The organism is Actinomadura rifamycini DSM 43936, assembly GCF_000425065.1.
Lineage (GTDB): Bacteria > Actinomycetota > Actinomycetes > Streptosporangiales > Streptosporangiaceae > Spirillospora > Spirillospora rifamycini.
This window is the reverse complement of the sequence record NZ_AULB01000017.1, coordinates 71594-91094: the sequence shown is the minus strand read 5'-3', so window position 1 is coordinate 91094 and position 19501 is coordinate 71594. Positions and strand designations below refer to the sequence as shown.

General features: G+C 73.4%; 15 protein-coding genes. 6 read left to right on the top strand and 9 right to left on the bottom strand.

Features of this window, described 5'->3' with window-relative positions:
- Positions 1 to 31: 31 nt before the first annotated feature.
- Positions 32 to 2920 carry a preprotein translocase subunit SecA gene (secA, locus tag H505_RS0117490; protein ID WP_026403033.1) on the bottom strand — a complete coding sequence of 963 codons (2889 nt, stop codon included), beginning with the start codon at positions 2918 to 2920 and terminating at the stop codon, positions 32 to 34.
- A gap of 181 nt (positions 2921 to 3101) precedes the next feature.
- On the opposite strand from secA, the gene H505_RS0117485 reads away from it, so the two are divergent.
- Entirely contained in the window at positions 3102 to 3440 is a 339-nt protein-coding gene (locus H505_RS0117485) for an HGxxPAAW family protein (RefSeq protein ID WP_026403032.1), read from the top strand.
- Positions 3441 to 3548: 108 nt separating this feature from the next.
- Here the strand turns inward: H505_RS0117485 and H505_RS42510 are convergent, their stop codons facing one another.
- The 7 genes from H505_RS42510 to mtrA form a co-directional block, all read right to left on the bottom strand.
- Positions 3549 to 4727, bottom strand: a complete 1179-nt coding sequence (locus H505_RS42510; RefSeq protein ID WP_051300810.1) for a winged helix-turn-helix domain-containing protein — start codon at positions 4725 to 4727, stop codon at positions 3549 to 3551.
- An 87-nt stretch (positions 4728 to 4814) separates the two neighbouring features.
- Positions 4815 to 5465: a response regulator gene (locus H505_RS0117475; RefSeq protein WP_267898574.1), complete on the bottom strand. Its 651-nt coding sequence runs from the start codon at positions 5463 to 5465 to the stop codon at positions 4815 to 4817.
- A gap of 629 nt (positions 5466 to 6094) precedes the next feature.
- A complete protein-coding gene (hpf, locus tag H505_RS0117470) occupies positions 6095 to 6760 on the bottom strand; it encodes a ribosome hibernation-promoting factor, HPF/YfiA family (RefSeq protein WP_026403030.1) in 666 nt (221 codons plus the stop codon).
- Positions 6761 to 7450: 690 nt separating this feature from the next.
- The gene (locus H505_RS42505; RefSeq protein ID WP_034518372.1) at positions 7451 to 8227 is read right to left on the bottom strand and encodes a ComF family protein; all 777 of its coding nucleotides are present in this window, start codon (positions 8225 to 8227) and stop codon (positions 7451 to 7453) included.
- Between the two features lie 60 nt (positions 8228 to 8287).
- A complete protein-coding gene (locus H505_RS0117460) occupies positions 8288 to 10069 on the bottom strand; it encodes an LpqB family beta-propeller domain-containing protein (RefSeq protein ID WP_245592551.1) in 1782 nt (593 codons plus the stop codon).
- Positions 10066 to 11700 carry an MtrAB system histidine kinase MtrB gene (gene mtrB, locus H505_RS0117455; protein ID WP_026403028.1) on the bottom strand — a complete coding sequence of 545 codons (1635 nt, stop codon included), beginning with the start codon at positions 11698 to 11700 and terminating at the stop codon, positions 10066 to 10068. Before mtrB ends, H505_RS0117460 begins: the two co-directional genes overlap by 4 nt.
- A 135-nt stretch (positions 11701 to 11835) precedes the next feature.
- Positions 11836 to 12513, bottom strand: a complete 678-nt coding sequence (gene mtrA / locus H505_RS0117450; RefSeq protein WP_026403027.1) for an MtrAB system response regulator MtrA — start codon at positions 12511 to 12513, stop codon at positions 11836 to 11838.
- A gap of 496 nt (positions 12514 to 13009) precedes the next feature.
- Here mtrA and H505_RS42500 point away from each other — a divergent pair, with 496 nt between their 5' ends.
- From H505_RS42500 to H505_RS0117425, 5 genes are all read left to right on the top strand, one after another.
- On the top strand, positions 13010 to 14095 hold the full coding sequence (locus tag H505_RS42500) for a hypothetical protein (RefSeq protein ID WP_157433031.1): 1086 nt from the start codon (positions 13010 to 13012) through the stop codon (positions 14093 to 14095).
- Positions 14096 to 14106: 11 nt separating this feature from the next.
- Positions 14107 to 14790, top strand: a complete 684-nt coding sequence (locus tag H505_RS42495; protein ID WP_084550433.1) for a DUF4129 domain-containing protein — start codon at positions 14107 to 14109, stop codon at positions 14788 to 14790.
- Positions 14784 to 15992, top strand: coding sequence for a DUF4350 domain-containing protein (locus H505_RS0117435; protein ID WP_026403026.1), 1209 nt, complete (start codon positions 14784 to 14786; stop codon positions 15990 to 15992). Before H505_RS42495 ends, H505_RS0117435 begins: the two co-directional genes overlap by 7 nt.
- Before the next feature lie 77 nt (positions 15993 to 16069).
- Positions 16070 to 17065 (top strand): AAA family ATPase, encoded by a 996-nt coding sequence (locus H505_RS0117430; protein ID WP_169528840.1) that lies wholly within the window; start codon positions 16070 to 16072, stop codon positions 17063 to 17065.
- Positions 17065 to 18357: a DUF58 domain-containing protein gene (locus H505_RS0117425; RefSeq protein ID WP_026403024.1), complete on the top strand. Its 1293-nt coding sequence runs from the start codon at positions 17065 to 17067 to the stop codon at positions 18355 to 18357. The genes H505_RS0117430 and H505_RS0117425 overlap by 1 nt, the downstream gene beginning before the upstream one ends.
- A gap of 119 nt (positions 18358 to 18476) precedes the next feature.
- Here the strand turns inward: H505_RS0117425 and H505_RS0117420 are convergent, their stop codons facing one another.
- The gene (locus H505_RS0117420) at positions 18477 to 19472 is read right to left on the bottom strand and encodes a stage II sporulation protein M (RefSeq protein WP_026403023.1); all 996 of its coding nucleotides are present in this window, start codon (positions 19470 to 19472) and stop codon (positions 18477 to 18479) included.
- Positions 19473 to 19501: the final 29 nt, after the last annotated feature.

The following is a 19501-nucleotide window of genomic DNA, read 5'->3' as shown; positions in this document are numbered from 1 at the left end:
CCGGGGGCCGCGTGCGTGCGCGTGGGCGCCGCTACTTCTTCGAGCGCGGGTCGCCGTGGCAGCGCTTGAACTTCTTGCCGGACTTGCACGGGCACGGGTCGTTGCGGCCCACCCCGGCGTACGGGTCGTCGGCCTCCTCGCTGTGGGTCTCGACGCCGCCCTCACCGTCGACGGTCGGGGCCGAGTACTCCAGCTTCTTCGGACGGTCCGGCTCGCCGAGGCCCTTCGCGACGATCGCGGGGGACTCGCCGGCCTCGTCCGCCTCCGCGGCCTCGTCGTCGGTCTTCTCCGCGGCCTCGTCCTCGGCGGTGTCCGCCGCGGCCGACTTCGCCACCGACACCGGCTCCGCGCCGACCTTCGGGGCCTGCGGCTGCTCCTCCACCTCGACCTCGAGGTTGAACAGGTAGCCGACCGACTCCTCCTTGATGCCGTCCAGCATCGCGTTGAACATGTCGTAGCCCTCGCGCTGGTACTCGACCAGCGGGTCGCGCTGCGCCATGGCCCGCAGGCCGATGCCCTCCTGGAGGTAGTCCATCTCGTAGAGGTGCTCGCGCCACTTGCGGTCCAGCACCGAGAGGACGACGCGGCGCTCCAGCTCCCGCATGACCTCGGAGCCGAGCGTCTCCTCGCGCTTCTCGTACGCCTGCTGCGCGTCCTCGCGGATCTTCTCCGCGAGGGTCTCCGCGTCCAGGTTCGAGATGTCGCCGCCCGCGGCGTCCTCGACCAGCTCGTCGACCGTCATCGAGACCGGGTAGAGCTGCTTGAACGCCTTCCAGAGCTTCTCGAGGTCCCACTCCTCGGCGAAGCCGTCGCCGGTCGCGCCCGCGACGTAGCCGCCGACGACCTCGTCGATCATCCGGCGGACCTGCTCCTGCAGGTCCTCGCCCTCCAGCACCTTGCGGCGCTCGGCGTAGATGACCTTGCGCTGCCGGTTCAGCACCTCGTCGTACTTCAAGACGTTCTTGCGCATCTCGAAGTTCTGCTGCTCGACCTGGCTCTGCGCCGACTTGATCGCGTTCGTCACGATCTTGGACTCGATCGGGACGTCGTCCGGGATGTTCAGCCGCGTCATGATCGCCTCGACGCGGGCCGAGTTGAACAGCCGCATCAGGTCGTCCTCGAGCGACAGGTAGAACCGGGACTCGCCCGGGTCGCCCTGCCGGCCGGACCGGCCGCGGAGCTGGTTGTCGATCCGCCGCGACTCGTGCCGCTCGGTCGCCAGCACGTACAGGCCGCCCGCCTCGACGACCTCCTCGTGCTCGCCCTTCACGGCCTCCTTGGCCTTCTCGAGCGCCTCCGGCCAGGCCGTCTCGTACTCCTCGGGCGTCTCCAGCGGCGACAGGCCCCGCTGGTGCAGCTCCAGGTCGGCGCGGAAGTCGGGGTTGCCGCCGAGCATGATGTCGGTACCGCGGCCCGCCATGTTCGTCGCGACGGTGACGCTGCCCTTGCGGCCCGCCTCCGCGACGATCGCCGACTCCTGCTCGTGGTGCTTGGCGTTCAGCACCTGGTGCGGGATGCCGCGCCGCTTGAGCATCTTGCTCAGCCGCTCCGACTTGTCCACCGACGTGGTGCCGACCAGGACCGGCTGGCCCTTCTCGTGCCGCTCCGCGATGTCGTCGACCACGGCCTCGAACTTGGCCTGCTCGGTCTTGTAGACGACGTCCGCGACGTCCTCGCGGACCATCGGCTTGTTCGTCGGGATCGGCACGACGCCGATCTTGTAGGTCTTGTTGAACTCCGCCGCCTCGGTCTCGGCGGTACCGGTCATCCCGGACAGCTTCTCGTAGAGGCGGAAGTAGTTCTGGAGGGTGATCGTGGCGAGCGTCTGGTTCTCGTCCTTGATGGACACGCCCTCCTTGGCCTCGATGGCCTGGTGCATGCCCTCGTTGTACCGGCGGCCGTGCAGGATCCGGCCGGTGAACTCGTCCACGATCAGGACCTCGCCGTTCATGACGACGTAGTCCTTGTCGCGCTTGTACAGCTCCTTGGCCTTCAGCGCGTTGTTCAGGAAGCTCACCAGCGGCGTGTTCACCGAGTCGTACAGGTTGTCGATGCCGAGGTAGTCCTCGACCTTCTCGACGCCCGACTCGGTGATGCCGACCGTGCGCTTCTTCTCGTTCACCTCGTAGTCGCCGGGGCCGTACTCGTCGACCTGCCCGGCGGTGCTGATCAGCTCGGCGCGCTTCAGCCGCGGGACGATCTTCGCGAACTCCGCGTACCACTTGGAGTTCTGCTCCGCCGGACCCGAGATGATCAGCGGGGTCCGGGCCTCGTCGATGAGGATCGAGTCGACCTCGTCGACGATCGCGAAGTTGTGGCCGCGCTGGACGCACTCGTCCAGGCTCCAGGCCATGTTGTCGCGCAGGTAGTCGAAGCCGAACTCGTTGTTCGTCCCGTAGGTGATGTCGGCGTTGTACGCGGCCCGGCGCTCGTCCGGCGTCATCTGCGGGAGGATGACACCGACCTCGAGCCCCAGGAACTGGTGCACGCGCCCCATCCACTCGGCGTCGCGCTTGGCGAGGTAGTCGTTCACCGTGACGACGTGGACGCCCTTGCCGTCGAGCGCGTTGAGGTACGCGGGGAGCACGCACGTCAGGGTCTTGCCCTCGCCGGTCTTCATCTCGGCGATGTTGCCCAGGTGCAGCGCGGCGCCGCCCATCAGCTGGACGTCGTAGTGCCGCTGCCCCAGCACCCGTTTCGCGGCTTCGCGGGCGGTCGCGAACGCCTCGGGGAGCAGGTCGTCCAGACTCTCGCCGTCGGCGATTCGCTCCCGGTACTTGTCGGTCAGCTCGCGCAACTCGGCGTCGCTCATCTCGAGGAAGTCTTCCTCGATCGAGTTGACCTGATCCGCGAGCTTCTTGAGCTTGCGCAGGGTTTTTCCCTCGCCCGCACGAAGGATCTTGTCGATGACTGGCGGCACTCTCGAAGGCTCCTTGCAGATCGTGGTTGACCGCTCCCGGCGGCACGCACACCACTCGTACGATGCCCATCGTAGGCGAGACCCAGAATGGTCTAGCTCACTCCCGCGGCGCAATCGTTGCGCCCTGTTTGATCCGCCGGGTCACGGAGAGGATCTTTCACACGACGGAAGGAGGCCCCCAATGTCCGAAGAGGCCAGCGGCTCGCACGCCGGACGCCCCGGTTCCTGGCTCGCCGTGTCGATCATCTTCGCCGGTTTCGTCGTCGGCGGCGTGGCGCTCTGCATCGGTCCCGCCTGGATCATGTTCTGGGTCGGCGTCGGCATCATCGTCCTCGGCCTGGTCGTCAGCGGTTTCGTGCACCTGTTCGCCGACGTCGTCGTGGACGCCCCGCGGGTGATCCCCGAGATCGTCGACTACTCCCTCTTCGGCTCCCGCAGCGAGAAGCGCCGCGGCGGCCCCCAAGGCGAGGCGCTCGACCGCCCCGTCGCCACCGACCCACAACAAACCCCCCACGGCTGATTCTTCCCGCCCGCCGCCCGGCATTCCGGCCCGCCCGGAACGCCGGGCTTTCCCTTGCACCGCCCCGGGCCGCGGCCCGAGAGGTGCGCCGGGGGGGGCGGGCCCGGGTCAGGGGCGCTCGACGGCCAAGGCGGCGGCGATGAGGGCGGGGTCGGCGTCGACGCGCTCCACCCGGACGTCGTCGCAGCCCACCCACGCGGCGGCGCGCCACAGCGCGGTGGCGAGCGCCGCGGCCGACGCCTCGGCCCGCGCGGCGGTCCGGACGGCCCACGGTTCGAACGACGCCTGCCGGGCGACCAGGGTGCTTCCGTCGCGGGCGGGGTCGACGCGGCCGATGAGGCGCCCGCCGGCCAGCAGCGGCATCGTGAAGTAGCCGTGGACCCGCTTGGCCTTCGGCACGTACGCCTCCAGGCGGTGGTCGAACCCGAACACGCGGGACGTCCGCGCCCGGTCCCACACCAGGGAGTCGAACGGCGACAACAGCGTCGTGACGTGCCGCCCGCGCGCCGGAGCGTCCAGGGCCGCCGGGTCGGCCCAGGCGGGCCGGTCCCACCCGGCCACCTCGACGGGCACGAGCCCGGTCGCGTCGATGACGCGGGCGACCTCGTCCTGCCGGATCCGGTAGTAGTCCGCGAGGTCGGCGCGGGTCGCCACGCCGAGCGCGCGGCCGGCGCGGGCCACGAGCCCGGTCAGGCACGCGTCGTCGTCGGGGTCCTGGGCGAGCAGGTCGGCGGGGACGGCGCGTTCCGCGAGGTCGTAGACCCGGCGCCACCCGACGCGCCGCACGCAGACGACCTCGCCGACGTCCAGCAGCCACTCGATGCCGATCTTCTGGTCGCTCCAGTCCCACCATTCGGCGCTCGCCTTGGCGCCGCCGAGCTCGCGGGTGGTGAGCGGCCCGTCGGTCCGGAGCCGCTCGCGGACGATGTCGGTCACGCCCGCCGGCACCTTGTGCCAGCGCCAGCCGCGCCGCGCGTACGCGCGGCGCCGGAACGCGAACAGCGGCCAGTCGTCCAGCGGCAGGACCGACGCCGCGTGCGCCCAGTACTCGAACGCCGTCGGGGTGCCGTTGCCCCAGAACGCCGTCTCCACCGGGCCGCGGCCGACCGCGCCGAGACGCGCGTAGGGCACCAGTTCGTGCGACCTCGCGAGCACCGAGATCGTGTCGAGCTGGACGGCGCCCAGCCGCCGCAGCACCGCGGGCACACCGCCCTTGCCCCGCGCGCCCAGCAGTCCCTGGGCGCGCAACTGCAGCCGTCTCGCCTCGTCCGCGCTGAGCTCCACCACGCCCGCGATGCTACGCCACAACACCGACAAACCCCGTTTACCGGTCTCCGCCGATCGCCGGACCGGGCGGCGGGGCGGGGCGGGCGGTCAGGTGATCTCCAGGAGCTTCTCCCGGACGGCGTAGACGACGGCCTCCATCCGGGAGTGGAGCTGCAGCTTCTCCAGGATGTTGCGGACGTGGTTCTTGACCGTGTTCTCGGAGATGAAGAGCTCGCGGGCGATCTCGCGGTTGCCGAGGCCGCGGGCGACGAGGCGCAGGACCTCCATCTCGCGGTCGGTGAGCTTGGGCGCGGGGACCTGCTGGGTGCGCTCCTCGCTGCGTTTGGCGAGGGAGGCGAACTCGGTGATGAGCTTGGAGGCCATGGACGGGCTGATCAGCGACTGCCCCCCGTGCACGGCGCGGACGGCCTGCGGGACCTCGTCGATGGAGATCTCCTTGAGGAGGTAGCCGGTGGCCCCGGCCTTGATGGCCTCGAAGAGGTCTTCCTCCTCGTCGCTGATCGTCAGCATGACGATCTTCGCGCTGGGCGCGGCGTCCTTGATCGCGGTGCACGCCTCGATGCCGCTGCGGCGGGGCATGCGGATGTCCATCAGGACGACGTCCGGCAGCAGGTCGCCGGCCATCTGGACGGCCTCGTGCCCGTCGCCGCCCTCGCCGATGACCTCGATGTCGTCCTCCTCCTGGAGGACCATTTCCAGACCGCGGCGGAACAGCGCGTGGTCGTCGACGATGAGCACGCGGATCGGGTCGGCCGATTCGGCCGGCTGCGCCGCCTCCCGGTCGGCAGGAGTCGCGCCGGCGCCGGCCCGACGGGGTGCCGCCGCGGAGCTGCGAGCCTCGGGATTCTCGCTCACCTGAGTCGCGGCGTGGAGGAGACGCCGCTTCCCCCTTTCACTTTGGGTGATCTGGGATTACCGGAGGGTCGGTTCCGGGGCCGGAACCGTGCGGGGTCCGGGGTCGCCCCCGGTGAACGTGCGGGGCCCGGGTCGTCCCGGGCGGGTCTGTTCGGGCGCTCGGTGTCCGGGCGCGGCGTCCGGACGGACGGGCGGACCCGGAGGGGCCGGGGCCGGTCCCGTCATCGAGCGGCGGGGGTCGCCTCCGATCGAAGCTGCGGTTTTGTGTCGTCCTCGGGAACCTAAGGGGTCCGAAGGCGGATCCGGGGGATTTCGGTGGGGTGTCTCCAGGAGAACTGCCGCGGGTCCCGAGGAGGTTCCCGGCGCGTCTTCGGGCGCCGACGCGGGACGGTGGCCCGGACGGGCGGACGGCGGCGCCTCGGCCGCACCCGCCGCCCCGGGCCACCGCGCCCGCGATCGGCTGTACGCCTTTTCAGATCATGACATGGTTCGGACGTTCGGCGAGCACCTCATCACTCTTCGACGAGCCTGATCACTCCGTAGTCCCAGCCTCGCCTCCGGTAGACGACCGAGGGGTGGCCGGTGGCCTTGTCCCGGTACAGGTAGAAGTCGTGCCCGACGAGCTCCATCTCGAACAGGGCCTGCTCGATGCCCATCGCTTCCGCCGTGTGGAACTTCTCGCGGACGACGACGGGCCCGTCGCCCTCCATCGGGATCGGGACGATGTTCTCGTCCGTCGGGACCGCGGTCTCGGAATCGGGCCGCTCCTGGACGGCCGTGTGCTCCGCGCGCGCCGCGCGCGGCGGTTCCGGCGCCGGGAGCGGAGGCTCCGGGACCGGTTCCATCGTGGCGAGCTTGGCCCGCGCCCTGCCGCCGTGGCTCTTGCGGCGCTCGGCGCCGCGGCGGAGCCTCGACTCCAGCTTGTCCAGCGCCAGGTCGAGCGCGCCGTACCGGTCGTCGGCCGCCGCCTCGGCCCGGATCACCGGTCCGCGGGAACGGATCGTCAGCTCCACTCGCTCGCGCTGGTCGGCGAGACGCGGGTTGTGCTCCTCCGACACCTCCACATCCACGCGGATGACCTTCTGGTTGAGCCGCTCGATCTTGGCCAGCTTGCCGTCGACGTGCCGGCGGAACCTGTCACCTACGTCGGTGTGCCGGCCCCTAACGGTGATGTCCACGCGGGACTCCCCCCTTCGCCCGGTTGCGTTCTCCGCCCGGACCGGGGGCCCTGACGTCCCCGGTTCGGGCGCCACAGCACGGTGGGTCGCACCCGCCCGGCCGACCTGGTCTTCGTCCCCACATCCGCCTGCTGAGGGGCTCGCGGCGCTCTCGCCACTACTGCCCTTCTCCCGGTTCGGGGGATGTCGGATCCCTCGACGGGGCAGGACTTACCTCTAAGGCGCACCGTGATCGGTCGACGAGAAGTCGCCTTACGTGGGCCGTTTCGCCTGCGCCTGGCATCGGCTAGCCGGATCGTCTGCCGCGTTCCCGAGGAACGCTGCGATCCGACGCAACCACGGACCCGGGCGGGTGCCATGTCAGGAACGCTAACCCCTTACGCCTCGAATGTCAGGGGGGTGGGGCGAGGAAAAACTCACGGTCCGTCATCGATGATCGCCTCAGCGGCGTCCCGAGGGCCCTCCACGGCGCCGCCATATGCCGTGTTCCCCCTTGGGCGCGGGGCTTGCGCGCCCTCCTTCCCCGCAGGTCAGATCGCCCTGACCCACAGGTGAGTTTGCGTAATTTCTTCTCCTCTCGCCGGGCCTCGCGGCCGCGGCGCCCAGGGGTGCCGCGCACCCGCCGGGAAGACCGGCCACGCTAGGTAACTACCTGTCCGACCTTTGCGCTTACGTGAAGAAAGTCACCCTTCACGCCCGGCGCCGCGGCGTCATCGCGACGGTGGCCGCGCCCACCACCTCGGCCCCCGCCGCGCGCAGGGCGCGCGCCGCCTCGGACAGCGACGCCCCGGTGGTCACCACGTCGTCCACGAGGACGACGCGCCGCCCGGCCACGGGCGCCCGCACCTCGATGGCGCCCCGCAGGTTCGCCGCCCGCCGCGCCGCCGTCAGCCCGGCCTGGTCGGCCACGCGCCGCCGCAGCCGCAGCGCGTCCACCGCGGTGACCGCCATGCCCTCCGCGCGCAGCCGCCGCACCGCGACCCGCGCCACCTCCCCCGTCACGTCCCGCCCCCGCCGGCGCCGAGCCCGCCTGCCGGAGGGGACCCATACCGCCCGGACGAGCGGCGGGGCGCCGCCCCCGCAAGCGGCCGCCGAAAGCGGCGCGGACACCGGGAGCGGCGGGAACGGCGGGGACTCCGAGGGCGGCCCGGACGCCGGGAACGGCGGCTCGGACGGCGGGGGCGGTTGGGGGTGGAGGGCGGCGCGGAGGGCGGTGGCCAGGGCTTCGCCCAGCGGGACGGCCAGGCGGGTGCGGCCCTGCTCCTTGTAGGCCGACAGGACGGCCTTCACCGGCCCCTGGTAGAGCGCGACCGTGTGGGGGCGAGGGACGCCCGGGAGCGCGGGCGCCCGGCCGGCGGGAGCCTGCAGGGGGATGCTGCAGACGGGGCACAGGAGGACCGACGGGCGCCCGCAGCCCGCGCAGGATTCGGGAAGGACCAGGTCGAGGATCGTCGTCAGGAGGCTCATGCCGTCGACGATGCCCGGCGCGGCGCCGGGCCGACACAAGAACCCCGACCTGTGGATAACTCAGCGCGGGTAGTACGGGTCGCGGCCCGCGGCGGGGCAGATCCACTCGCTGTAGGTCTGCGAAGGGGACCGCTGGCGGCAGATCTTCTGCCCGTCACCGGAGCGGGTGCCGATGAGGACGGGCGCGCCCGGCGCCGCGGTGATCGTCTCGGGTTCGCCGAGGGAGCCGACGCCGAGGGTGGTGACGGCGCTGCCGCTCACGGGCATCAGGTACGGGAGCGTCTGGGAGTCGCGCTTGGCGCGGCCGAGCACGGCGAGGGTGCCGTAGTCGCGCCAGGCGATGTCGACGGCGTCCTGGAGTTCGGAGCTGACGGGCAGGAAGGCCCCGACGTCCAGGGTGCCGTCGGGGGCGTGGGCGATGCGGCCGACCTGGATCTGGGGGCGGCCGTCGATGTTGACGATGACGGCCGCGCGGACGCCGTCGCGCGCGACGCGGAAGGACAGGACCTCGCGTCCGCTGAGGCCCCAGTGGGCGGCGCGGACGGGCGGCTGCCCCGGGCGCCGCACCCAGAGGGCGGACTCCTCGGACGTGCTCTCGACCGTCCACAGGGTGCCGTCGGGGCTCCAGGACGGCGCGGTGAAGCGGGCGCCCTCCCGGGCGTTCAGCAGGACGCGGGAGGCGGCGGCGCCGGAGACGGGGGCCGCGACGACGACCTGGTCGTGGGCGCTGCCGAGCCCGGCGACCTCGCCGTAGTCGGGCGAGACGGCGGGGCGGGACAGGGCGCCGGCGGGGCCGGTGACGACGGGGTGGACGCGGTCGCCGCGGAGGGTGCCGAGGGCGCCGGTCTCGCCGACCATGTACGCGTTCTGGTGGCCCTTGTTCTTGGCGTCGGGGCCGTCGGGCGAGTTCTCCGGCCAGGCGTAGACGGACTGGGTGGAGTCCATGCCTTCGGCGGTGACGGTCTCGCCGCCGATGCGCAGCCGCCAGCGCTGGATCTCGGAGAGCTGGCGGAGGGTCCAGCCGAGCTGCGCGGACATGCGCTCGACGTCGCCGGCGCGGGCCCCCGCGGTGAGGTCGACGGTGGCGACGTCGTTGTCGATGTCGACGGGGCCGCGCAGCTGGGTGCCGTTGGGGAAGGCGCTGTCGACGGCGCCGTTCAGCCAGGAGGTCGGGCCGCTGAGGAGCGCCCGGACGAGCTGGGTGGGGAGCGTCTGGCGGTTCACGACCGGCAGGAAGATCCCGTTGGGGACGAGCGTGTGCCGGTCGGGCGCGAAGAAGTACAGGTTGACGGTGCGCATGGAGCGCTCGACGTCGTCCTTGGTGAGGATCAGGCCGGCCTTGTCGCCGCCGGGCAGGCCGGTGATCCGCCAGATGCCCTGCGGGGTGCGGGCGAGCTGGAAGGCGACGTCGAGGTCCTTGGGGGCGGCGGTGTACTGGCCGTCGGAGGTGATGGTGCCGAGCTGGTCGCCGGTGATCCGGACGGTCGCCTGCCCGTTCTCGGACCGGACGACCTGCGGTGCGACGATCCGGTCCGCGAGGACGGTGACGAACGGGCGGGGCCCGGGGTCCCAGCGGGACTTGGCGCCGAGGTACTGCTTGGCGACGCGGTGGTCGTCGTCGAAGCTCGCGGACGCGGCGAGGAAGCCGGAGACGATCTCGGCGGGGCCCCATTCGGGGTCGGGCCCGACGGGGACGAGCCGGACGTACGGGTCGTCGACGCGCTCGGCGCGTTCGGCGGGCTGGCCGGTGACGACCTGGCCGCCGCTGGGCACGCCGGCGCAGCCGGTGCCGCCGAGCAGGACGGCGGCGCACAGGAAGGCGATGGCGAGGCCGCGGTTCATTCGACCTCCAGTTCCGCGAAGACGGGGCGGGAGTCGCCCGCGCCGGGCGGGACGAGCGGGAGCGGGGAGCCGCGGAGTTCCGCGCCGGCGGCTCGGGGCAGGGACAGGCGGAACTGGGAGCCCTGGCCGGGTTCGCCCCATGCCTGGAGCCAGCCGCCGTGGAGCTGGGCGTCCTCGCGGGAGATGGACAGGCCGAGGCCGGTGCCGCCGGTGGTGCGGGCGCGGGCGGGGTCGGCGCGCCAGAACCGGTCGAAGACCATCTGCCCCTCGCCCGGTTTCAGGCCGACGCCGTGGTCGCGGACGGCGACGGCGACGGCGTCGCGGTCGGCGGCGGCGGACACGACGATGTCCTCGCCCTCGCCGTGCTCGACGGCGTTGACCAGCAGGTTCCGCAGGATGCGCTCGACGCGGCGGCGGTCCACCTCGGCCATGCAGGGTTCGCCGGGGAGCTGGAGGACGACCTTGCTGCCCTTGCGCTCGGCGAGGCCCTGGATGTCGCCGACGGTGCGGAGCACGACGTCGCGCATGTCGAGCGACTCGGCGTCGAGGGTGGCGGCGCCGGCGTCGTGCCGGCTGATCTCGAGGAGGTCGGCGAGCAGCGCCTCGAACCGTTCGAGCTGGCTCTGCAGCAGCTCGGCGGAGCGGCCGACGGCCGCGTCGCCGAAGGTGTCGCGGTTCTCGTAGAGCATGTCGGCGGCGATGCGGATGGTGGTGAGCGGGGTGCGGAGCTCGTGCGAGACGTCGGAGACGAACTGGCGCTGGACCTGCGAGAGGTCCTCGAGTTCGCGGATCTTCTCCTGGAGGTTCTCGGCCATCTCGTTGAAGGAGCGGCCGAGCCGGGCGAGGTCGTCCTCGCCGCGGACGCGCATGCGCTCCTCGAGCCGGCCGGCGGCGAGGCGCTGCGCGCCCTGGGCGGCGAGCCGGACGGGGATGACGACCTGGCGCGTCACCAGGGAGGCGATCGCGGCGAGGAGGAGGACGAGGACGATGCCCACGCCGACGAGGGAGCGTTCGACGGTGGTGAGGGTCTCCTGCTCCTGTTCGAGCGAGAACAGGTAGTACAGCTCGAACTGGCCGGTGCGTCCGCCGACGATGAGGCCGCGTTCGGACGGGCGGTCGCCGATGTACGACAGTTCGCCGTAGGTGTAGGCGCGGGTGCCCGCGGGGGCGTTCGCGATCTCCTCGCGGAGGCGGTTCGGGACGCTCGCCTCGCGGAGCTCGTTGGTGGCGTAGCCGTCGAAGTACTGCTCGTTCGTGTCGCGGATGTACACCTCGTACAGGCCGGACGGGCCGCTGCTCGACCGGAGCCGGTCGATGGTGGCGTTGAGCCGGGTGCCGCTGTCGGAGGAGTGGCCCAGGTCGCGCTGGACCTGGGCGAGGCCCTCGTCGAGCTGGAGGCGGGCGGCCTTGACCTTGCTGTCCATCAGCGCGGACGACACCTGCTGCATCAGGAACGCGCCGAGGATCACCACGACGATGCCGGAGATGACCAGGGTCGAGGTGACGATCCGCACCTGGATGGAGCGGCGCCAGCGGGCGAACGCCTGCCGCGCGGCGCCGCGCAGCAACCGCCGGAGGGCGCGCAGGGGCCGCCGCACGAACCGCCCCGCGCTCCTCACCGAGACGTTCATGAGGAGTCCGCGGGGCGTCGCGCGGTGCCGTTCCGCAGGCCGGTCCGCGGGCCGGACGGGAGGCCGGACGAACGAAGAGTCATCGTCGTGTCACCGGAGGGATCGGGCCGGCGGGGGGAGGGAACCGGCGGTGCTTCAGGCTGGGCCCGCTTTGTAGCCGACGCCGCGCACGGTCACCACGATCTCGGGGCGCTCGGGATCCTTCTCGATCTTGGCGCGGAGTCGCTGGACGTGCACGTTGACCAGGCGGGTGTCGGCGGCGTGCCGGTAGCCCCAGACCTGCTCGAGGAGGACCTCGCGGGTGAAGACCTGGCGCGGTTTGCGGGCCAGGGCGACGAGGAGGTCGAACTCGAGCGGGGTCAGGGGGATGTGCTGGTCGCCGCGCTTGACGGAGTGCCCGGCGACGTCGATGGTGATGTCGCCGATCTGCAGGGTCTCGGGCGCGGGTTCGTCGGTGCGCCGCAGGCGGGCGCGCACGCGCGCCACCAGCTCCTTCGGCTTGAACGGCTTGACGATGTAGTCGTCGGCGCCCGACTCGAGGCCGAGGACGACGTCGACGGTGTCGCTCTTGGCGGTCAGCATGACGATCGGGACGCCCGACTCGGCGCGGATCTGCCGGCAGACGTCGATGCCGTCGGCTCCGGGCAGCATCAGGTCCAGCAGCACGAGGTCGGGGCGGGTCTCCCGGAACGCCTCGAGCGCCTTGTCGCCGTCGTGCACGAACGAGGGCTCGAAGCCCTCGCCCCTGAGCACGATGCCGAGCATCTCGGCGAGCGCGAGGTCGTCGTCGACGACCAGTACACGTCCTCTCATGGCCCTCATCGCATAGTCGGGGTTCGGTGGAGTGGTGCGACGCGCCGGTTTCCCACCTAGCCGCGGAGAGATATGCCTTGGCGTGCCAGGTTACCTGCGTTTGCCTTGTACATGACTCCCCCGAGCCGGGTGGCCGCGCGTCCGGCGCCCGGCGCCGCCCCCTCGTCGCGGCGGGGCACCGCCTTATGCGCTCTTTATACAGTGCCGGGTTTGTCAAGGGAGACCCCGAAAGCGGGGCCGGAGGCGGCCGGAAGCGGCGGTTTCCATCGCCCGGCTCGGCGTGTCGCGGGGCGGACCGCGGTGCGGGACGGGCGATGACGGTGAACCCGGCATTGCGGCCATGACAGGATGACCTGACCGGACGCACGCGGTGGAGCACCCGGCCGGCGCGCGGGGCCGCCGTCCCGCGCGCGCCGGGCGCGGACCGCCGCAGGGGAGCGCGGGACGGATCGGGAAGATCGCCGGGGAAACGCCGCAGAGACCGCAGGGAGCCGCCATGCCGGGACCGGACGGCCGGGACGTCGCCGTGGAGGAGGCCGTCCCGTTCCGCCCCATGTCGATCTCGGAGCTGCTGGACGGCGTGATCGCCGGGATCCGGCGCCGCCCCCGCGCGGTGCTGGGGATGTCGGCGGCGGTGGCGTCGGTGATCCAGGTGGCCGGGTCGGTCGCCGCGTACTTCTTCCTCGGGGACGAGGCCCGCGACGAGGTGACGCCGGGCGTGCTGCTGAGCTCGTTCGGCGCGCAGGCGACGCTGAACGGGCTGCTGCTGGTGCTGTCGGGGTTCGGCATCCTGCTGCTGGCGGGCCTGCTGGCGCCGCTGCTGGGCCGGGAGCTGGTGGGGCTGCCGGTGCCGCCGCGGCGGGCGATGCGCGACGCCCGTCCGGTGCTGGGACGGCTGGCGGGGACGGCGGCGGTCGTGATGGGCGCGTCGCTGCTGGCGTTCGTGCTGCCGGTCGCCCCGTTCGTCCTGCTGGCGGCGGCGGGGGCGCATCCGGCGGTCGTCGCGGCGGCCGCGATCCTGGGCTTTTCCGTGAGTCTCGGGTTGATGGTGTGGCTTTACGTCCTGCTCGTGCAGGCGGTTCCGGCGGTCGTTCTGGAGCGACGCACCGTGGGGGGTGCGCTCCAGCGCGCGCGGGCCCTCACCAAGGGCCGCTGGTGGCGGTTGTGCGGTGCGCTGATGCTGACGCTGCTGGTCACGATGTTCATGGGGCTCTTCGCCCTGCGGATCCCGTTCCTCTTCGTCGAGCTGATGTTCTTCGGGGACGGCAGCGACGCCGTCGCGGCGCTGGCCGTCGACACGGCGGGACGGATCGTGGCCTGGTCGGTCGTCCTGCCGTTCGACGCGGGCGTCATCGCGATGCTCTACATGGACCAGCGGATGCGCCGCGAGGGGTTCGACCTGGAGGTGCGCCTGCAGCGGACGTCGTCCACCGGCGCGCCGCGCACGCCCGTGAGCGGCGGCCAGGGCGCGGAGGACCTCGGCGCAGGCGGCGCAGGCGGCGCAGCCGACGCAGAGGAAAGCGAACGAGAGCGCTTCATCGCTCTGTGGCGTCCCACCGACGGAACGGGGGCGGCGGTCTGATGCTCGGTTCCTTGCTGCTCGATCCGGTCGATCGCGAGCAGGCGCGGGAGATGGCCCGCCGCGAGCTGGACAAGCAGGTCTACCGGCGGGAGGAGCCGTCGTTCCTGGAACGGTGGTGGAACGACTTCCTGGAGTGGCTGCGCGAGCTGCTCAACCAGTCGCCGGGCGGCGGGCAGGCGACCGGCGGCGGCAACACGCTGCTGACGGTCGTGGTGGTCGTGCTGGTGCTCGCCATCGTGATCGCGCTGGTGGCGTGGCTGATGCGGGGGGCCGGCAACCCGCGCTCGCGGCGCGACGGGCTGCTGGACGACGCGGCGCCCGCGACGGCGCTCGACCACCGGGACGCGGCCGAGCGGCACGCGGCGGCCGGGCAGTGGGCCGAGGCGATCCGGGAGCGGCTCCGCGCGGTCGCGCGCGACCTGGAGGAGCGCGCCGTCCTGGGGCCGCGGCCCGGCCGCACCGCCGACGAGCTGGCCGCCGAGGCGGGCGCGGCGGTGCCCGAGCTGGCGGACGCGCTGCGCGCCGCCGTCCGGGTCTTCGAGGACGTCTGGTACGGCGACCGCCCCGGCACCGCCGACGGATACGCGCAGGTCAGGGACCTGGACGACCGGTTGCGCGCGACGCGCCCGGCGCCGCTGGAGCCCGACCCGGTCCCGGCCGGGCAGGGCGACGAGGACGGAGGGCCGCGATGGTGACGCAGGCACCGCCCGCCGGGACGGGCGCGGGCGCCGGGGCCGCGGAGCCGTCCGCGCGGCAGGTGGCGGGGCGCCGCTGGCGCGCGTCCCGCGGGATCCTGGCGGCGCTGCTGGCGATGGCGGTGATCGCGGTGATCCTGGCCGCGCTGCGCCCGTCGGCGTCGGCGGCGGCGCTCGACCCGGAGTCGCCGCGGCCGGAGGGCGCCCGCGCGCTCGCGGCGCTGCTGGAGCAGCACGGCACGCGGGTCGACGTCGCGCGCGACACGCCCGGGGCGCTGGCCGCATCCGGTCCCGGCAGCACGCTGGTCGTGGCGCACTCCGAGCGGCTCACCGACCGCGACCTTGCGGGCCTGCGCACGTCCCCGGCGAACCTCGTGCTCGTCCGGCCGTCGCCGTACGCGCTGGACGAGCTGGCGCCCGGCGTCGACCCGGCGGCCACCGTGTTCTCCGGCGTGGACGGCCCCGGCTGCGCGCTCGGGGCCGCGCGCCTCGCGGGCCCGGTCTCGTTCGGGGAGTCGGTCGCCTACGAGGCCGGCCGGGGCGGCGCGGTGTCCTGCTACGCGGAGCGGGACGGCGCCCGCCTGGTGCAGGTGCGGGAGCAGGGCCGGACGGTCACCGTCGTCGGCTCGACGGCCCCGTTCGTCAACGAGCGCCTCGCGGACGCCGGCAACGCGGCGCTCGGCATGAACCTGGCGGGGCCCGGCGACCACACCGTGTGGCTGATGCCGGACCTTCCCGAGCCCGGCACGGCGGCCGGCGGGACGTCGCTGACCGAGCTGGTCCCGTTCGGGGTGAAGCTGTTCTTCCTGGAGCTGGTCGTCGCGGTGCTGCTGGTCGCGCTGTGGCGGGCGAGGCGGCTCGGCCCGGTCGTGGCGGAGGCGCTGCCGGTGGTGGTCCGGTCCGCGGAGACGGTCGAGGGCCGCGCCCGCCTGTACCGTGCGGCCCGCGCCCGCGACCGGGCGGCGGACGCGCTGCAGGCGGGCGCGCGCGACCGGATCGTCCCGCTGCTGGGGCTGCCGCGCTCGGCCGCGCAGGACCCGGCCGCCGCGCAGCAGATCGTTTCGGCCGTCGCGCAGCGCACCTCCTACGAGGAGGCGGTCGTGGGCGGTGCCCTGTACGGTCCTGAACCCGTGGACGACGCCGGGCTGCTGGCCCTCACCGACGTCCTCGACGACCTGGAAAGGCAGGTACGCCAGTCGTGAACCACCCTGTTGACCTCGGAAAGGGCGAGGGCCCCGGCGAGGGGCCCCCGTACGGGGCGGGCGTCGAACGGTGGGCGGTGGCCGACACGCCGCCGGGCGCCGCGCTCTCCGACGAGACGCTGCGGCGGGCCGAGACGGCGCGGGCCGCGCTCGCGGCGCTGCGCGGCGAGGTCGCCAAGACCGTCGTCGGGCAGGACGCCGTGGTGACGGGCCTGGTGATCGCGCTGCTGTGCCGGGGGCACGTGCTGCTGGAGGGCGTCCCCGGGACGGCGAAGACGCTGCTCATCAAGACCCTGTCGCGGGCGCTCGACCTGGATTTCAAGCGCGTGCAGTTCACCCCCGACCTGATGCCGGGCGACGTGACGGGCTCGCTCATCTACGACAACCGGACCGCGGAGTTCGAGTTCCGCAAGGGGCCGGTCTTCACCAACCTCCTGCTCGCCGACGAGATCAACCGGACTCCGCCCAAGACCCAGGCGTCCCTTCTGGAGGCCATGGAGGAACGGCAGGTCTCGGTGGAGGGCTCCGCGCGCCCCCTGCCCGACCCGTTCGTCGTTTGCGCGACGCAGAACCCGATCGAGTACGAGGGCACGTACCCCCTGCCCGAGGCGCAGCTCGACCGGTTCCTCGTGAAGCTGACCGTGCCCGTCCCCACGCGGGACGAGGAGATCGCGATGCTGCAGCGGCACGCGTCCGGGTTCGACCCGCGCGACCTGTCGGAGGTCAGGCCGGTGGCGGGCGCGGACGAGCTGGCCGCGGGACGCGCCGCGGCGCGGGCCGTCCACCTCGACCCCAAGGTCGCCGCGTACGTGGTGGACCTGTGCCGCGCGACCCGCCAGTCCCCGTCGCTTCAGCTCGGGGTGTCGCCGCGCGGCGCGACGGCGCTGCTGGCGACGTCCCGCGCGTGGGCGTGGCTGTCGGGCCGCGACTACGTGACGCCGGACGACGTGAAGGCGCTCGCCCGCCCGACGCTGCGGCACCGCGTGGCGCTGCGCCCGGAGGCGGAGCTGGAGGGCGCGACCGCGGACGGCGTGCTGGAGGGCATCCTCGCCCACGTCCCCGCGCCGCGCTGATGGCGCTGACCGGACGGCTGGGGCTGCTGGCGCTGCTCGGCGCGCTCGTCCCGATCCTGCTGCCGAGCTGGTGGACGCTGTTCGCGCTGTGGGGCGTCCTGCTGCTCGGCGTGGCCGCCGACCTGGCGCTGGCGGGGAACGTGCGGGCGCTGCGGTTCCACCGGTCGGGCGACGCGCGGGTGCGGCTGGGCGAGTCGGCGCGGGTGACGCTGACGGTCGAGAACCTCGGGAAGCGGCGGCTGAAGGCGCGGCTGCGGGACGTGTGGCCGCCGAGCGCCGGGGCGTCCCCGCGCACCGCCGACGTGGACGTCCCGGCGGGCGAGCGGCGCCGCGTGGAGCTCACGCTGACGCCGACGCGGCGCGGCGACCGGGAGGCCGTGACGGTCGTGGTGCGGTCGGTGGGGCCGCTGGGGCTGGCCGCGCGGCAGCTGTCGCGGCGGGCGCCGTGGACGGTGCGGGCGCTGCCCGCGTTCCCGTCGCGCCGCCACCTGCCGGCGAAGCTGGCGCGGCTGCGGGAGCTGACCGGCGCGCACGTCGCGCAGATCCGCGGGCAGGGCACCGAGTTCGACTCGCTGCGCGAGTACGTGGACGGCGACGACGTCCGCTCGATCGACTGGCGGGCCACCGCGCGCCGCGCCGACGTGGTCGTCCGGACGTGGCGGCCGGAGCGGGACCGCCGCATCTACCTGGTGCTGGACACGGGGCGCACGTCGGCGGGCCGCGTCGGCGACATCCCGCGGCTGGACTGCTCGATGGACGCGGCGATGCTGCTGGGCGCGCTGGCGTCCCGGGCGGGCGACCGCGTCGACCTGCTGGCCTACGACCGGCGGGTCCGCGCCCGGGTGGAGGGCGCGTCGCGGACGGACCTGCTGCCCGCGATGGTGCACGCGCTGGCGCCGCTGGAGCCGGAGCTGATCGAGCTGGACGCCGCCGGGATGGCGTCGACGCTGCTGGCGCGGGTGCGGCAGCGGTGCCTGGTGGTGCTGCTCACCGAGCTGAACACGGCGGCGATCGAGGAGGGGCTGCTGCCGCTGCTGCCGCGGCTCACCGCCCGGCACCTGGTCATGGTCGCGGCGGTGGCGGACCCGCGGATCGGGGAGATGGCGGCGGGGCGCGGCGACCTGGCGGCGGTGTACGACGCGGCCGCCGCGGAGCGGGCGCGCGCGGAGCGCCGCCGGCTGACCGCGGAGCTGCGCGGGCACGGCGTGGAGGTGGTGGACGCGCCGCCCGAGGAGATCGCGCCGGCGCTCGCCGACGCCTACCTGGCCCTCAAGGCCGCCGGACGGCTCTGAGGCGGCCCGGCGGCACCGCGCGGCCGTCGTGCGGCGGCGAGTGCGGGCGGGGGCGGGTCCGCGGCTCTGCGGACGTCTCAGCCCCGCCGCCGGGGCCCCGCGGTCCGGCTTCCGGCCGGTCAGCCCGCGACGGGTGCGAGGTCGGGCCGCAGCTCGGCGTCGCCGGTCTCGCCCTTCCGGGTCGCCCGGCGGCCGAGGACGAGCACGTACGTGAGGAACGCGACTTCCGCGACCACGCCGATCCCGACCCGGAGCCAGGTGACGTGGACCCAGCCCGTGACGAAGCCCTCGATCAGCCCCGAGAGGAAGAGGACCGCGACGAGCCCGACGGCGATGCTCATGGCCGCCCGGCCCTCCTCGGCGAGGGCCTGGCCGCGGGTGCGCCGCCCCGGGTCGATGATCGTCCAGCCGAGTTTCAGCCCGCCCGCGACCGCCAGGTACACGGCGGTCAGTTCGAGCAGGCCGTGCGGCAGGATCAGCCCGAAGAAGATGTCGCCCTTGCCGTGGGCGAACATCAGCCCGGCGGTGAGCCCCAGGTTCGCCTGGTTGAGCAGCAGGACGTACACGGTCGGTATCCCGAGCAGGATCCCGAAGATGATCGCCACCGCGGACACCCAGGCGTTGTTGATCCACACCTGGAACGCGAAGGAGCCCGCCGAATGCTCGGTGTAGTAGTTCGCGAAGTCCTCCTCGACGAGCCTGCGGATCTCGTCGGGGGCGCCCACGGACGCCTGCACCTCGGGGTTCTGCACCACCCAGATCGCGAGGGCGAGGGCGAGCAGGTTGCCGAGCACGGCGTTGCCCAGCCACCACCATTTCAGCCGGTAGGCGACCGCCGGGAACGTCACGGTCGCGAACCGGGAGGCGTCCCGCCACATGGGCGCCCGGGCGCCGGCGACGGCCGCCCTGCCCCGCGCGACGAGCGACGACAGCCGTCCCACCAGCTCGGGGTCGGGCGAGCTGGACCGGACGACCGACAGGTGCGTGGCCGTGCGCTGGTAGAGCTCGACGAGCTCGTCCGCCTCCGCACCGGTCAGCTTCCGCCCCCGGTTGATGAGGTGCTCGAGGCGGTTCCAGTCGGGGTTGTGCGCGGCCACATAGGCGTCGACGTCCACCCGGGGAGAGTAACGCGTCTCCCCGCCGA